The sequence below is a fragment of the Glaciihabitans sp. INWT7 genome (assembly GCF_014217685.1).
GTDB lineage: Bacteria > Actinomycetota > Actinomycetes > Actinomycetales > Microbacteriaceae > Lacisediminihabitans.
On sequence record NZ_CP043653.1, the window covers coordinates 1,290,715 to 1,305,414 of the forward strand.

The window sequence follows — 14,700 nt, forward strand, 5'->3', positions numbered from 1 at the left end:
AGGACCAGACCAGTGCCCGCTCCCGAAAGCTCCGGCGAGAACAGCCGGTCCGGCGTGCGCATCCCGTTCTCGTTCGAACTGTTCCCTCCCCGCAACGAGGCGGCGGCGCACACTCTCTGGGACACCATTCAGCAATTGGCTGCGGTGGGTCCCGACTTCATGTCGGTCACGTACGGGGCCAACGGGTCTTCCCGCGAGAGTTCGCTCGGGGTGCTGCGGTACATCCGCGAGCAGACCTCCGTGCATCCCCTCGCCCACCTCACCTGCGTCGGATCATCTCACTACGAGGCGAACCGGCTGGTTCGTGAGTTCCTCGACGCGGGCATCACGAGTTTTCTCGCCCTCCGCGGCGATCCCCCGCGCGGTGCGGTCGAGGGCGACCAGTTCCTCGGCGACCTCGGCAGTGCCTCCGAGCTCGTGCAGCTCATCCACCGGGTGCAGACCGAGCGCGCTCAGTATGCGACGCTCCCATCGCGCAGTGCCTCCGGCGGTGGCGTGATCCCGTCCAGCCGTCAGAAGGTGCGAGTGGCAGTGGCGGCCTTCCCCAATGGGCACCCGCGGTCGAAGCGGTCGAACCAGGACATCGATACCCTGCTCGCCAAGCAGGTCTCCGGCGCAACAGTCGCCATCACACAGCTGTTCTTCCACGCGGAGGACTACCTCGGATTCGTCGATGAGGCCCGAACTGCGGGCGTCACGATCCCGATCCTGCCGGGCTTGATGCCCGCCACGGCCCCCACCCGGCTCGAGCGAATCCTCGAACTCACCGGGGAGCGTCGCCCCGAAGAGCTGTCCAGGCGCCTGCACGCCACCGATTCCGCCGAGGAACAGGCCGAGATCGGGATCGAGCACGCCGTCTCGCTCTCGCTCGAGATCCTCGCGGGAGGGGCACCGGGCCTCCACCTCTACACTTTCAACCAGCACCGGGCCGTACTGTCCGTTCTCGACGGAGTCGGTCTCATCGCCGGGCTGACCCCACCAGAATCACCCAAACACAAGGAATCCGTATGACGACCCCCTCATTCCCCACCGGCAGCATCCTGGGCTACCCCCGGATCGGCCGTCGCCGCGAGCTCAAGAAGGCCGTCGAGTCATTCTGGGCCGGCCGAATCACCTCCGATGAGCTTGAAGCGACCGCCGCCGAGCTGCGAGCCGTCACCCGTGAACGCCTGGTCTCTCTCGGTCTCGGCAAGTCCGACTCCTCCATCCCCGAGGCCTTCTCCTTCTATGACCAGATGCTGGATGCCGCGGTCGCAGTCGGGGCCGTTCCCACCCGTTTCGCTTCGCTCGTCGCCGCCGACGGTACCGTCGACCTCGCCGGCTATTTCACCATCGCCCGCGGCGAAGGCAACAACACCCCCGCCGAGATGACCAAGTGGTTCGACTCCAACTACCACTACCTCGTGCCGGAGATCGGTCCGGAGACCGACTTCCACCTCGCCTCCGACCGACTGGTGCGTGAGGTCGCAGAGGCCACCACTAGCGGATTCCGCACCCGCCCGGTCATCGTCGGCCCGGTCACCTTCCTGCTGCTCAGCAAGGCGAGCGAGGATGCCCCGGAGGGCTACCAGCCCCTCGATCGCCTCGACGACCTTCTGCCGGTCTACGCCGAACTGCTCGCCGCGCTGACCGCCGTCGGTGCCGAGTGGGTGCAGCTGGACGAGCCGGCGCTCGTCAGCGAGAGCATCGAGGTGCCCCGCGCCGAGGTGTTGGCCGCCACCAAGCGGGCCTATGACGCCCTCGGTGCCCTGGGCCTGCGCCCGCAGATCTTTGTGGCCGCACCCTACGGCAGCCTCGATGACGCGCTCCCGGTGCTCGACTCGACCTCGATCGAGGCCATCGGGCTCGACCTCGTGAAGGGGGCAATTCCAGAGGGCTTCCACACGGAGAAGACGCTGGTCGGTGGCGTGATCGACGGTCACAACATCTGGCGCGGAGACCTCGCGGCCGCCTTCGGCACCCTCGAGTCGTTGAAGGCGCTGTCGCCCAACGTGGCCGTCACCTCATCCACGAGCCTCTTCCACACCCCGCACGATGTCGCGGACGAGCCATTTCTCGATGACCGCCTGAAGAGCTGGCTGGCCTTCGCCGACCAGAAGGTCGCGCAGATCGCGGTTCTCGCGGCGGGACTCGCGGGCGGCGCATCCGCTATCCAGGGCGACCTCGACGCTGCCTCGGCCGCACTCGCTGACCGCCGCATCGCTCCCGGAGTGCGCGACGGAGACGCGCGTGCGCGAGCCGCCGCTCTCACGGAAGCCGACTTCGGGCGCGGTGACTACTCCGAGCGGCTTGCCGCGCAGGACGCCGCCCTCAACCTTCCGTTCCTTCCCACGACGACGATCGGATCGTTCCCCCAGACCGGCAACATCCGCAAGGCCCGCGCGGCCAATGCCAAGGGCGAGATCAGCGAGAACGAGTACATCGACTTCCTGAAGGCGGAGATCAAGAGCGTCGTCGAACTGCAGGAAGAGATCGGCATCGACGTGATCGTGCATGGCGAGCCCGAGCGTAACGACATGGTGCAGTACTTCGCCGAGCACCTCGACGGCTTCGCGGTGACGCAGAACGGCTGGGTGCAGTCTTACGGCAGCCGTTGTACGCGTCCGTCGATCCTGTGGGGGGATGTCGCGCGCGAGGCGCCCATCACCGTGGAGTGGTCGTCGTACACGCAGAGTCTCACCGAGAAGTCGGTGAAGGGCATGCTCACCGGCCCGGTCACCATCCTGGCCTGGAGCTTCGTGCGCGACGACCAGCCGCTGGGGGAGACGGCCAACCAGGTCGCGCTCGCGCTCCGCGATGAGATCGAAGACCTCGAGGAGGCGGGGATCGGCATCATCCAGGTGGATGAGCCCGCGCTGCGCGAGCTGCTGCCCCTCAAGAAGGCCGACCAGGCCGCCTATCTCGACTGGTCCGTGCGATCCTTCCGCCTGGCGACGGCGGGGGTCGAGGCCAAGACCCAGATCCACACCCACCTCTGCTACTCGGAGTTCGGAGTGGTCATCGATGCCATCAACAACCTGGATGCCGATGTGACCTCCATCGAGGCCGCCCGGTCGAAGATGGAGGTCGTTCCCGACATCCAGCGCAGCGGTTTCGGGCGCGGCATCGGCCCGGGCGTCTACGACATCCATTCCCCGCGCGTGCCCTCGATCGAGGAGGTCACCGACCTCATCGAGATCGCCCTCGGCTCGATCCCCAACCGTCAGGTGTGGGTGAACCCCGACTGCGGCCTGAAGACTCGCGGCTACGACGAGACTGTCGCATCCCTCACGAACGTGGTCGCCGCAACGCGTGCCGTGCGCGAGCGGGTGAACGCGCAGTAGCGCTCACCTCTCCTGCCCGTCAGGGCGGGAGGACAACCCTTCGCGGAGGTCTGATGGCGTCGCGGCGGGAGTTACGACTCCCGCCGCGACGCCATTTCTCTCAGGAGCCCCCTCAAGGGACTGCCGCGAGCGCAGGGGGGCCATGCCCGCGAGCATCGGGCAATGGAGGTGCGAACCTGGCCCCATTTCTGCGTGCAGGCTCCTTGCCGACCACATCTGCCGCTACGTGCGCGCCTGCATCAGACCTAGCGCGGCATCGTTGCCCGTGACAGGTGCCCAGCACACCTCCCGGGCGCCGGACCAGAAAAAAGACGCTCAGATGGTGGAGGAACTTTCGCTGAGCAGACGGTGAGATGAGCGCGCTGGCCCGGCGCTGTCGTGATCTGTTGCAGGAGTGCAACGAAGTTGCCGTTTCGCCTTGTGGTGGCCCTCGGTGGGGTCTAGTTTGTAGCTGAGCCGTTCTCGCAGAGAGCGCTCGGGGCAGATTCGTCGCTTACCCGCATCCCGAATCTGTTTCCTCATCTGAAACGCCCCCGAAGGAAGATTCGTCTCACCGCGCGCGGAATCGTCGCTTACCCGCACCCCTTTTTTGCGCGCGCCATAGCAGCGTCGCTGGACGGTTCCGGCGCGCTTTGACGCGCCTTCCGGGCTCCAGGGGTTTCCACAACAGTCGAGCGCCCGGCCCCCGCCGGGAGCGCTCGCACAACGCCAGAAGAAAGTCCTCAATGCTCAAGAATGTGAAAGTAAAGGGTCTCGCCCTCGTCGCCACTGTTGCAGTGCTCGGCGGTACGGCCTGGATTGCGGCCGGCACGACGGGTGCCTATTTCAGCGACACCCACACCGGCGCGATCACCGGAACCGTCGGATCGATCAAGGTGACGCCGTATGGCGGCGCGGGCGCCAGCTCGATGGACCTGTCCTTCGACAAGCTCTTGCCGGGGGAGTCCCAGAAGGTCACCGTCAACTACCAGAACACCGGTGCCAACGCCGAGGATGTCTGGATCGTTTTCAACAACGCCACCGCGCTCAGCGCGCTCAACAACATGGGAACCTACGGTGAGGTGCACCTCTCGGCGAACGGGACCGCGCTGTTCGACTCCGCGAATCTCAACGATCGTTCCGGCACGTGCGGGGCGTTCTCACCGACCGGGTGCTGGCCGCTGGCGAAGAAGTACCTCGTCGCCTCGAACCTCACACCCGGCAGCGCGGGGAACGTGTCGTTCGCCTTCGCCCTCGCAAGCAAGACGGTGACGCCGCCAGTCGCCTTCAACCACTACCCCGCCTCGGCGCAGGGATATCTGGTCTCCGGCAACACCAACGACCAGAACTATGTGTCCTCAGCCGATGGCTACGGTGATGGTCTGCCCTACCAGATCGTGGCGACCCAGCACGGAGTGACTCCGTAACATCACGAGACAGGATGCCGCTCCGCGACTCGCGTGGGCGGCATCCTTCCCCATTCTCCCGCACGCCCAGCCCACCGACGGAGAGCCATCGAACATGAAGAGCCATCGAACATGAAGAGACTGAGACTCGCGCTCGCCTGCGTGATCCCTCTCTTGGTCGCGGTCGCCTTCGTGCTCGCAGCGACGGGAGCGCTGCCGTACAAGCTCTATGTGGTGCACACCGGGTCGATGTCACCGACGATCCCCTCGCGCAGCGCCGTGATCGTGCGGGAGCACCAGTACCGCGTGGGGCAGCCGATCGCCTTCCTCGCTGACGGGACGGTGATCACCCATCGCCTCATGTCCATCAACGCGGATGGCACGATCACCACCAAAGGCGATGCGAACGAGACGCCAGACCCGTGGCAGGTGCGGACGGGCGCGATCATCGGGGGCGTCGTGGCCTCGCCGCCCGAACTGGGCTATTGGCTCACGTACCTGAAGAATCCCCTGGGGCTCGCATCGATTCTGGCCAGCGCCGTGCTGCTGTGGCAGATCTGGTCCCTTACCGGCGCCGCCGCTCAGGACTCGCCGAGCGCGTCATCGAGCGCCGGAAGATCCCCAGCTCGTACCCGGCACCGGCACCGGCGCGTTCACCGACTGCCTTACACCGATCGAAGCACCGCGACGACCTTGCCGAGCAGCTCGGCGTAGTCACCGAGGATCGGCGCAAAGGCGCTGTTGCGCGGAAGCAGCCAGGTGTGGCCATCACGCTGCTGGAAGACCTTAACTGTGGCCTCTTCGTCGAGCATCGCCGCGACGATGTCTCCGTTCTCCGCAGACTTCTGTTGACGCACCACGATCCAGTCTCCGTCGCAAATCGCGGCGTCGATCATGGAATCCCCCACGACTTTCAGCATGAAGAGCTCGCCCTTGCCCACGAGCTGGCGGGGGAGAGGGAAGACCTCGTCCACCATCTCTTCTGCGGTGATCGGGATGCCGGCAGCGATGCGACCGACGAGGGGCACCATCGCCGCGTCACCGATCGGGGTCGGGTTGTCGGAGACGACAGCGCTCTCATCCTGCTGGATGTCGATGAGCACCTCGAGCGCGCGAGGCCGGTTGGGGTCGCGGCGCAGGTAGCCGCTGAGCTCGAGTTGGTTGAGCTGGTGGGTGACACTCGACAACGATGAGAGGCCGACCGCATCCCCGATCTCCCGCATGCTCGGCGGATAGCCTCTCGACGCGACAGCGCGCTGGATGAAGTCGAGGATCGCGAGCTGCTTGTCGCTCAGGCTCTTGCGTCGACGGGTCCCCGGCTTCTCCTGCACCGGTCCGGCTTCGCGCGGTCCGCGTCCGGCCCCGCCGTTGTCGCCTGAATCCAACTCACTCATGTCACTCCTGCTGTCTGGGCATTCGTCGGTCTGGGTACTGCTTTGTCTGGGTGGTTCTCTGCTGGGCCATTCGCCATAGCCGGGGCTGATGTAGCGCGATTCCGGCAATGTCAGTGGTCGCTGGTTGTCTCATCTCCAGACAATCGAAACTGTATCCGCGTTTCACCCTCGAAACAAACACCTGTTCGAGTGTGTCGCAACTCGATTTCGGGAAATGTCGAAGACAACGCTTGAATTTCGCACAAATCGAATGTATGTTCGGAACAAAGCTTCGTATCCGGCACTCCCGGCCGAGTGTCGGATACGAAAACCCTGTAGGCGCTTCATTCCCCTGAGCGCTCCGAGGTAGGCAGAGGAAGGCACGACGATGACCACAGCAATCCTGACCACAGCACTCCTGACCGCAGCACCGACCGCATCGAGACTGAGCAGGTCAGTTGCGCCCAGCAGCGCGGCCCGGATCAGCGCGGCCCGGCCGGCGACGAACGGCACGCCGCGGCAGCGCGCACCACGACTGCGCATCACGCGCCGTGGATACGCTCTGCTCACGATCCTGGTCGCCGCACCGCTAGTGATCGCCGCTTTCGGTCTCGCCCTCAACGGTGGCGGAGCGTCGGCGGGTGTGGATGCCTCCTCGGTCACTTTCGAGCATGTCATCGTGCAACCCGGCGAGAGTCTCTGGCAGTTGGCGGGAGAGATCGCTCCGTCGTCGGACCCGCGGGATGTCGTGTCAGACATCGTGCAGCTCAACCAGCTGGGCAGCGCGGAGGTGCAGCCGGGTCAGAGCCTCGCCGTTCCGGTCAAGTATTCGCACTGAGAATATTCACCCTGAGCATATTCACCCTGAGCATATTCACGCTGAGATTATTCAAACTGAGACTCTCGCCTTCGACACCGCTCGGGATGAGTCGCGCCACTCAGATTGAGCAGCCGGTGCACTGCGGATCATCGCCGCACATCCCAGCTCCGTTCCTCGCATCTTGCGCCCTCTAGCATTGACACGTGGTTTCTCTAGACGATCTGCCCATCCGCGACGACCTCCGTGGTCTCACCCCCTACGGGGCACCCCAGGAGCAGGTGCGAATCCGGCTCAATGTGAACGAGAACACCCATCCCATTCCCGAGGCGGTCGCCACGGACATCGTGACCGCGCTGGCCGCGGCCGTCCTCGGCGTGAACCGCTATCCCGATCGCGAGTTCACTCAACTGCGCGACAGCCTCGCCGGTTACCTCGGATCCGGCCTGACCCGGGACAATATCTGGGCGGCGAACGGCTCCAATGAGGTGCTGCAGCAGATCCTGCAGGCGTTCGGGGGCCCGGGGCGCAGTGTGCTGGGATTCCCTCCCACCTACTCCATGCATTCGATAATCGCGTCGGGCACGGGCACCAGATGGATTGCCGGGAAGCGGGACGAGGCATTCGAGATCTCGCCGCAGACGGCGGTCCAGTGGATCGAGAAGACGACACCGGACATCGTGTTCTTCTGCTCGCCGAACAACCCCACGGGCACACCGCTCTCCCTCGAGACGATCGTCGCCGCCTACGACGCCACCGAGGGGATCGTCGTCGTGGACGAGGCCTACGCCGAATTCGCGCCGACCGACCTGCCGACCGCCCTCAGCCTGCTCGAGGGTCGCGAACGGCTCATCGTCTCCCGCACGATGAGCAAGGCATTCGCGTTCGCGGGAGCCCGTCTCGGCTACCTCGCGGCCGATCCCGCAATCACCGACGCCCTTCGCCTCGTGCGCCTTCCCTACCACCTCTCGGCCCTCACCCAGGCTGCCGCGATCGCCGCCCTTGCTCACAGCGGCGAGATGCTCGCGATGGTGGATGACATCAAAGCGCAGCGGGATCGCCTGCTCGAGGAACTGCCCAGGCTCGGCTACCCGGTCTGGCGCAGCTGGGCCAACTTCGTGCTGTTCGGGGGAGTTGACGACCCGCACGCGGTGTTCAAGGCTCTGCTCGAACAGGACATCATCATCCGCGACATCGGGATCCCGAATCACCTGCGGGTGACGGCGGGAACGGCGGCGGAGACCACTGCGTTTCTCAACGCTCTCGCGGCGCTCGACTCGGCGGGTAACGGTTCGAACGCTCTCGGTAGGATTGGGGCATGAGCCCCCAGCGCGTCGCGCACCTCCAGCGTGAGACGAGCGAGTCGAGCATCGACCTGTCGCTCGACCTCGACGGCACCGGCGTATCCGACATCCAGACCTCGGTGCCCTTCTACGATCACCTGCTCACCGCGTTCTCCAAGCACTCGCTGATCGACCTGAAGGTGCGTGCGAGCGGTGACACCGAGATCGATGTGCACCACACCGTCGAAGACATCGGGATCGTGCTCGGCAAGGCGATCAAGGATGCGCTCGGCGACAAGTCGGGCATCGCCCGATACGGAGACGCGCTCGTGCCGCTCGACGAGGCTCTCGTGCAGGCCGTCGTGGATGTCTCGGGGCGCCCGTACCTCGTGCACACCGGTGAACCCGCCGGGTTCGAGTTCCACCTCATCGGCGGACACTTCACCGGTTCCATGGTTCGCCACGTCTTCGAGGCGATCGCCTTCAACGCCGGCCTCACCGTGCACATCACCGTGCTCGGCGGGCGGGATCCCCACCACATCGCAGAGGCGGAGTTCAAGGCCTTCGCCCGCGCGCTGCGCACAGCCGTGACTCCGGATGCGCGGGTCACCGGTATCCCGTCGACCAAGGGCGCGCTCTGACCATGAGTCGGCCCTCCGTCGTCGTGCTCGACTACGGCAGCGGCAACGTGCACTCCGCCGCGAAAGCTCTCGAGGCTGCGGGAGCCGACGTCGATCTCACGGCCGACCGGTCCCGTGTGCTCGCGGCCGACGGGCTCCTCGTGCCCGGGGTCGGCGCGTTCTCCGCGGTCATGGCTGCCCTCGACTCGGTGCACGGCGGAGACCTGGTGGACCTCCGGTTGGCCGGAGGCAAGCCCGTGCTCGGCATCTGTGTGGGAATGCAGGTGCTGTTCGGTCGGGGAGTGGAGCGCGGGGAGGAGACGGAGGGCCTCGATCAGTGGCCCGGGGTGATCACGGAACTCGACGCGCCGATACTCCCGCACATGGGGTGGAACACACTCGAAGCGGCGAGCGACTCGGTGCTCTTCGCGGGAATCGCCGATGAGCGCTTCTATTTCGTGCACTCCTACGCCGCGACCGAGTGGACTCTCGATGCGATGCCGCCCTTCTCAGAACCGAAGCTCACCTGGGCCGAGCACGGCACCCGTTTTCTCGCAGCGGTGGAGAACGGACCGCTCAGCGCCACCCAGTTCCACCCCGAGAAGTCGGGGGAGCCGGGCATCCGGTTGCTCTCGAATTGGCTGGAGACCCTGTAACGCTCCAAACCCTGTAACACCCCAAACCCCGTATCGCGCCAAACGCAGTAACGCCCCGAACCGTGTAAAGCCATTGTGACGCCAAGACGTTGCAGCCCCAGTCGTCCCGAAGAGAAAAGATCCGATGAGCGCCCTCGACTCCACTCCCAAACTCGTGCTTCTGCCCGCGATCGACGTCGCCGACGGCCAGGCGGTGCGCCTGACCCAGGGTGAGGCCGGCAGTGAGACGAGCTACGGCGATCCGGTGGATGCCGCGGCGGACTGGACCTCCCAGGGCGCAGAGTGGATCCACCTCGTGGACCTCGATGCCGCCTTCGGTCGGGGCAACAACCACGATGCGATCCGTTCGGTGATCAAGCGGGTCGGCGGGGACGCGCTCATCGAGCTGTCGGGCGGAATCCGCGATGACGCCAGCCTCGAAGCGGCCCTCGACACCGGGGCGAAGCGCATCAACCTCGGGACGGCAGCGCTGGAGAATCCGGACTGGGCGGCGACGGTGATCGCCAAGTTCGGCGAGCTGATCGCGGTCGGGCTCGACGTGCGCGGAACGACCCTCGCGGCGCGCGGCTGGACGAAGGACGGCGGGGATCTCTTCGAGGTGCTCGACCGACTCGAGGGGGCAGGCTGCGCGCGCTATGTCGTGACGGATGTGACCAAGGACGGCACCCTGCAGGGTCCGAACCTCGAACTGCTGCGCTCGGTCGCCGAGCGCACCGACCGGCCCGTCGTCGCATCCGGGGGCATCTCGAACCTCGATGACATCGCCGCGCTCCGCGCCCTCGTTCCGCTCGGAGTCGAGGGGGCGATCGTGGGCAAGGCGCTCTACGCCAAGGCCTTCACCCTCGCCGAAGCCCTCGCGGTCGCGTCCGACTGAGCATCCGGTGTCCGATTCCGCCGGCGTGCCCTGGGAGGGGCGCCGCTTCGAGCATGGCGCCTCCTCGGATGACGACGGCTCGGCGCCTGCAGAGCTCGCGCTGGCGCTCGCACAGTTCGCCGCCGGAGAGATTGGAGTAGCCGGGGTCGTCGACGCTATTCGCGGCTCGCGTCTGCTGATTCCTCTGGTGGCTCAGCTCGGCGAATCGGCGATCGGCGATCACGGTCACCCCGTCGACAAGAGTGCCGAGTTGTCGATCGTCACCGTCGCTGGCCCCGACGGGCGCAACGTGATGCCCGTCTTCAGCTCGGTGGAGGCGATGCGACACTGGAAGCCGTTGGCGCGCCCCGTGCCGGCCGATGCCGTGCGGGTGGCCCTCGCCGCCGCCAGTGAAGGCACAGAACTCGTGGTGCTCGACCCGACCTCGCCGACCGAGTTTGTGATCCGACGCCCGGCGCTCTGGGCGATCGCGCAGTGCCAGCCCTGGTCCCCGAGCCATCTCGATGCCGGAGTGCTCGACGAGTTCCGCCTCTCGATCGAGGGGGAACCCGCGGTGGCGTCACTGAGGGTCGAACCGGGGGACGCGGATGCCCGGCTCACCGGTCCCGAACTCGTGGTCTACCTCGCGCTGCAGCCCGGTCTCGATCGGGTCAAGCTGGATGCCGTGCTTGCACGGTTGCAGGCGCGCTGGAGTGCAAGCGAAGCCATCGCCGCCCGGGTCGACTCGCTCGCGGTGCGACTCGGCACGGCAGGGGCGTGAGAATGCCGGAACTGGGGCGAGCCCCGCACCGTTTTCGGTGCCGAGCCACTGATAAGCTGTAACCCCGTGGTGAACAAACAAAACGCGGACATAACCAAGCACATCTTCGTCACTGGTGGAGTCGTTTCGAGTCTCGGTAAGGGACTCACGGCTGCCAGTCTCGGAAACCTCCTCACGGCCCGCGGCCTCCGCGTCGTCATGCAGAAGCTCGACCCGTATCTCAACGTGGATCCGGGCACCATGAACCCCTTCCAGCACGGCGAGGTCTTCGTGACCGACGACGGGGCCGAGACCGACCTCGACATCGGGCACTACGAGCGCTTCCTCGACATCAACCTCAATCAGGCCGCGAATGTCACCACCGGCCAGATCTACTCCACGGTCATCGCGAAGGAACGCCGCGGCGAGTACCTCGGCGACACTGTGCAGGTGATCCCGCACATCACCGACGAGATCAAGCGGCGGATGCGTCTCCAGGCCGAGCTCGCGGAGGACGGAACACGGCCCGACGTCATCATCACCGAGGTCGGCGGCACCGTCGGCGACATCGAATCCCAGCCCTTCATCGAGGCGGCCCGCCAGGTGCGCCACGAACTGGGCCGCAGCAATGTGTTCTTCGTTCACGTCTCCCTCGTGCCATACCTCGGCGCCTCCGGAGAGCAGAAGACCAAGCCGACCCAGCATTCCGTCGCGGCCCTGCGCTCCATCGGAATCCAGCCGGATGCCCTTGTGCTGCGCTCCGACCGCCCGGTCTCCGAGTCGAACAAGCGCAAGATCGCGCTCATGTGCGACGTGGACGAGCAGGCCGTCGTCAACGCGATCGACGTGCCCTCCATCTACGACATCCCGACCATGCTCCACGACCAGGGACTCGACGCGTACATCATCGACCACTTCGGGCTCGAGGCGGCAGAGGTGGACTGGTCCGGCTGGAAGGACCTGCTGGCCGCCGTACACCAGCCGAAGCACGAGGTCACGATCGGATTGGTCGGAAAATACATCGACCTTCCCGACGCCTACCTCTCGGTGACCGAGGCTCTTCGGGCCGGCGGCTTCGCGCAGCAGACGAAGGTGCTCGTGCGCTGGATCCCCTCGGACGAGTGCGAGACGCCCGACGGCGCGGCGCGACTGCTGTCGGATGTCGACGGCATCTGCGTGCCGGGAGGCTTCGGAGTCCGCGGCATCGAAGGCAAGCTCGGCGCGCTCAAATTCGCGCGGGAGAACGGCATCCCGGTGCTGGGTCTCTGCCTCGGACTGCAGTGCATGGTGATCGAGTACGCGCGTAACGTCGTGGGACTCACCGGCGCATCCTCGTCGGAGTTCGACCCGGAGACCGAATTCCCGGTGATCGCGACCATGGCGGAGCAGGTGGAGATCATCGCCGGGGGAGACCTCGGCGGCACCATGCGACTCGGCCTCTATCCCGCCGACCTCACCGAGGGATCGATCGTCGCCGGGGTCTACGGATCGACTCGCGTCGAGGAGCGCCACCGCCACCGCTACGAGGTCAACAACGCCTATCGCGCGGAGATCGCCGCGGCGGGACTCGACTTCTCCGGCGTCTCGCCCGACGGCCATCTCGTGGAATTCGTGGAACTGCCGCGAGACGTGCACCCCTACTACGTCGGCACCCAGGCCCACCCGGAGCTGCGGTCGCGACCCGACCGCGCACATCCGCTCTTCCAGGGTCTCGTCGCCGCAGCGCTCGAGCGGCAGGAGGCCACGCGCCTGTTCACCGTGCAGGACGCGTGAACATGTCACAGCCGCTCTCCGACGAGGTCTTCCCCGTCAACGTGGTGTCGAGCGAGGTGGTCTACGCGGGCATCGTCTGGGACATCCGGCGGGACATGTTCGAATACGGGGACACGGTGCCGGCGGAGACCATCACCCGCGAATACGTGGACCACACCGGCGCGGTCGCGATCCTCGCCCTCGACGACCAGGATCGGGTGCTGCTGATCAAGCAGTATCGGCATCCCGTCGGTGCGCGTGAGTGGGAGATCCCCGCGGGGCTGCTCGACATCGATGGCGAATCTCCCGTGCTGGGTGCGCAACGCGAACTCGCCGAGGAGGCGGATGTCGTCGCGAGCGAGTGGAACCTGCTGAGCGATTTCTACTCCACGCCCGGCGGCAGCAATGAGGCGATCCGCATCTACCTCGCCCGCGGACTGAGCGACGCCCGCAGCGTGTTCGAGCGCACCGACGAGGAATCCGATATCGAGAAGCGGTGGGTGCCGCTCGATGAGGTCGTCGCCGCCGTGCTCGGCCGCACGGTCGGCAACTCGATCCTGTCCATCGCCGTGCTCACGGCCCAGGTGTCGCGGGCGGCAGGGTGGGCAAGCCTCGGGGCTGCCGACGCACCGTGGTCGCGCCATCCGAAGTCCCACAGCCGTGACTGACGACTCAACTTTCGAACGAGCTGTCGACAGATACCTACGACAGGTCTCGATCGAGCGCGGCCTTTCGCCGAACACCGTGGCCGCCTACCGCCGTGATCTATCGACGTACGGTCGTCAGCTTGCTGACACCGGCGTGACCACGCCGGAACAGATCACGGTTGCGCACGTCTCGGCGTTCGCGCTCCACCTGCGCACCCGCGACGAGAACCCGCTCACGGCATCCTCAATGGCACGGATGTTGTCCTCGGTGCGCAGCCTGCACCGCTTCCTGCTGGAGGAGGGCCTGGTAGCGGTGGATGTCGCCGCCGACGTCACCCCGCCGAAGCTCGCGAGCCGGCTCCCGAAGGCGATCACGATCGAGCAGATGACGGCCGTGCTCGATGCCGCATCGGGGGACGACCTCCAGTCCCTGCGGGACCGCGCCCTCTTAGAGCTGCTCTACGCCACGGGCGCTCGCATCTCCGAGGCCGTCGACCTGAACGTGGACGACGTGATCGGCACGGAAGGGCACAGTGTCGACGTCGTGCGCCTGTTCGGCAAGGGGGGCAAGCAGCGGATCGTGCCGCTGGGTTCCTACGCTCAGGCCGCCATCGATGCCTACTTGGTGCGAGGGCGGCCGCTGCTCTCCACCCGGGGCAAGTCGACCCCGGCCCTGTTTCTCGGCATCCGCGGTCAGCGGGTGTCGCGGCAGAACGCGTGGTTGATCATCCGCGCGCGGGCCGAACAGGCGAAGCTCGGTATCGAGATCTCGCCCCATACCTTCCGACACTCGTTTGCGACGCACCTGCTCGCCGGTGGTGCCGATGTGCGCGTCGTGCAGGAGTTGCTCGGGCATTCCTCTGTCGCGACCACGCAGATCTACACCCTGGTGACGGCGGACACCCTGCGCGACATGTACACGACGGCGCATCCGCGAGCGCGCTGAGCCCGGCGGTCGCGGCCTCAACCGTCACAACCTGCTGCTCCGGACGGTTCACCCCTTGCCGCCGACTGGGTGCCAGGCCGAAAACGCGCACGTCCCCGCCGAACCGTCACAATGTGCTGGCTCGTTGCTGCCCGGGAGCCGTTTCTGACGGTTCACCCTGCGCCGCGGAGTGGGTGCCGGGCCGAAAACGCGCACGTCCCCGCCCAACCGTCACGATGTGCTGTCTCGATGGTGCGCGAAAGCGGTTTCTGACGGTTCACCCCTTGCCGCCGGGTGGGTAACGGC

The 14,700-nt window shown here is 66.3% G+C and carries 14 protein-coding genes; 13 read left to right on the forward strand and 1 reads right to left on the reverse strand.

The features are described from left to right. The first annotated feature begins 12 nt into the window (after window positions 1-12). The 4 genes from F1C58_RS06315 (at window position 13) to F1C58_RS06330 (ending at window position 5,422) form a co-directional block, all read left to right on the forward strand. The gene (locus F1C58_RS06315) at window positions 13-1,011 is read left to right on the forward strand and encodes a methylenetetrahydrofolate reductase (RefSeq protein ID WP_255461300.1); all 999 of its coding nucleotides are present in this window, start codon (window positions 13-15) and stop codon (window positions 1,009-1,011) included. Then, complete coding sequence (gene metE / locus F1C58_RS06320; RefSeq protein ID WP_185203527.1) at window positions 1,008-3,323, forward strand: 5-methyltetrahydropteroyltriglutamate--homocysteine S-methyltransferase; 2,316 nt, start codon at window positions 1,008-1,010, stop codon at window positions 3,321-3,323. The genes F1C58_RS06315 and metE overlap by 4 nt, the downstream gene beginning before the upstream one ends. A 725-nt stretch (window positions 3,324-4,048) precedes the next feature. Further along, window positions 4,049-4,729 carry a hypothetical protein gene (locus tag F1C58_RS06325; RefSeq protein WP_185203529.1) on the forward strand — a complete coding sequence of 227 codons (681 nt, stop codon included), beginning with the start codon at window positions 4,049-4,051 and terminating at the stop codon, window positions 4,727-4,729. A 111-nt stretch (window positions 4,730-4,840) separates the two neighbouring features. Beyond that, window positions 4,841-5,422, forward strand: a complete 582-nt coding sequence (locus F1C58_RS06330; RefSeq protein ID WP_185203531.1) for a signal peptidase I — start codon at window positions 4,841-4,843, stop codon at window positions 5,420-5,422. Here the strand turns inward: F1C58_RS06330 and lexA are convergent. Continuing rightward, a complete protein-coding gene (lexA, locus tag F1C58_RS06335) occupies window positions 5,374-6,039 on the reverse strand; it encodes a transcriptional repressor LexA (RefSeq protein WP_255461363.1) in 666 nt (221 codons plus the stop codon). The genes F1C58_RS06330 and lexA overlap by 49 nt on opposite strands. A 430-nt stretch (window positions 6,040-6,469) precedes the next feature. Here lexA and F1C58_RS06340 point away from each other — a divergent pair, with 430 nt between their 5' ends. The 9 genes from F1C58_RS06340 (at window position 6,470) to xerD (ending at window position 14,415) form a co-directional block, all read left to right on the forward strand. Beyond that, window positions 6,470-6,919: a LysM peptidoglycan-binding domain-containing protein gene (locus F1C58_RS06340; RefSeq protein WP_185203535.1), complete on the forward strand. Its 450-nt coding sequence runs from the start codon at window positions 6,470-6,472 to the stop codon at window positions 6,917-6,919. 185 nt (window positions 6,920-7,104) lie between these two features. Further along, window positions 7,105-8,220 carry a histidinol-phosphate transaminase gene (locus F1C58_RS06345; protein ID WP_185203537.1) on the forward strand — a complete coding sequence of 372 codons (1,116 nt, stop codon included), beginning with the start codon at window positions 7,105-7,107 and terminating at the stop codon, window positions 8,218-8,220. Continuing rightward, the gene (hisB, locus tag F1C58_RS06350; RefSeq protein WP_185203539.1) at window positions 8,217-8,822 is read left to right on the forward strand and encodes an imidazoleglycerol-phosphate dehydratase HisB; all 606 of its coding nucleotides are present in this window, start codon (window positions 8,217-8,219) and stop codon (window positions 8,820-8,822) included. Before F1C58_RS06345 ends, hisB begins: the two co-directional genes overlap by 4 nt. Before the next feature lie 2 nt (window positions 8,823-8,824). Further along, on the forward strand, window positions 8,825-9,457 hold the full coding sequence (gene hisH, locus F1C58_RS06355; RefSeq protein ID WP_185203541.1) for an imidazole glycerol phosphate synthase subunit HisH: 633 nt from the start codon (window positions 8,825-8,827) through the stop codon (window positions 9,455-9,457). Between the two features lie 124 nt (window positions 9,458-9,581). Next, entirely contained in the window at window positions 9,582-10,331 is a 750-nt protein-coding gene (gene priA, locus F1C58_RS06360) for a bifunctional 1-(5-phosphoribosyl)-5-((5-phosphoribosylamino)methylideneamino)imidazole-4-carboxamide isomerase/phosphoribosylanthranilate isomerase PriA (protein WP_185203543.1), read from the forward strand. Window positions 10,332-10,338: 7 nt separating this feature from the next. Beyond that, window positions 10,339-11,091: an SseB family protein gene (locus tag F1C58_RS06365; protein ID WP_255461301.1), complete on the forward strand. Its 753-nt coding sequence runs from the start codon at window positions 10,339-10,341 to the stop codon at window positions 11,089-11,091. A 48-nt stretch (window positions 11,092-11,139) separates the two neighbouring features. Continuing rightward, a complete protein-coding gene (locus tag F1C58_RS06370) occupies window positions 11,140-12,843 on the forward strand; it encodes a CTP synthase (protein WP_304599277.1) in 1,704 nt (567 codons plus the stop codon). Between the two features lie 2 nt (window positions 12,844-12,845). Continuing rightward, a complete protein-coding gene (locus F1C58_RS06375) occupies window positions 12,846-13,490 on the forward strand; it encodes an NUDIX hydrolase (protein ID WP_185204020.1) in 645 nt (214 codons plus the stop codon). Then, window positions 13,483-14,415 (forward strand): site-specific tyrosine recombinase XerD, encoded by a 933-nt coding sequence (xerD, locus tag F1C58_RS06380; protein ID WP_255461302.1) that lies wholly within the window; start codon window positions 13,483-13,485, stop codon window positions 14,413-14,415. Before F1C58_RS06375 ends, xerD begins: the two co-directional genes overlap by 8 nt. Window positions 14,416-14,700: the final 285 nt, after the last annotated feature.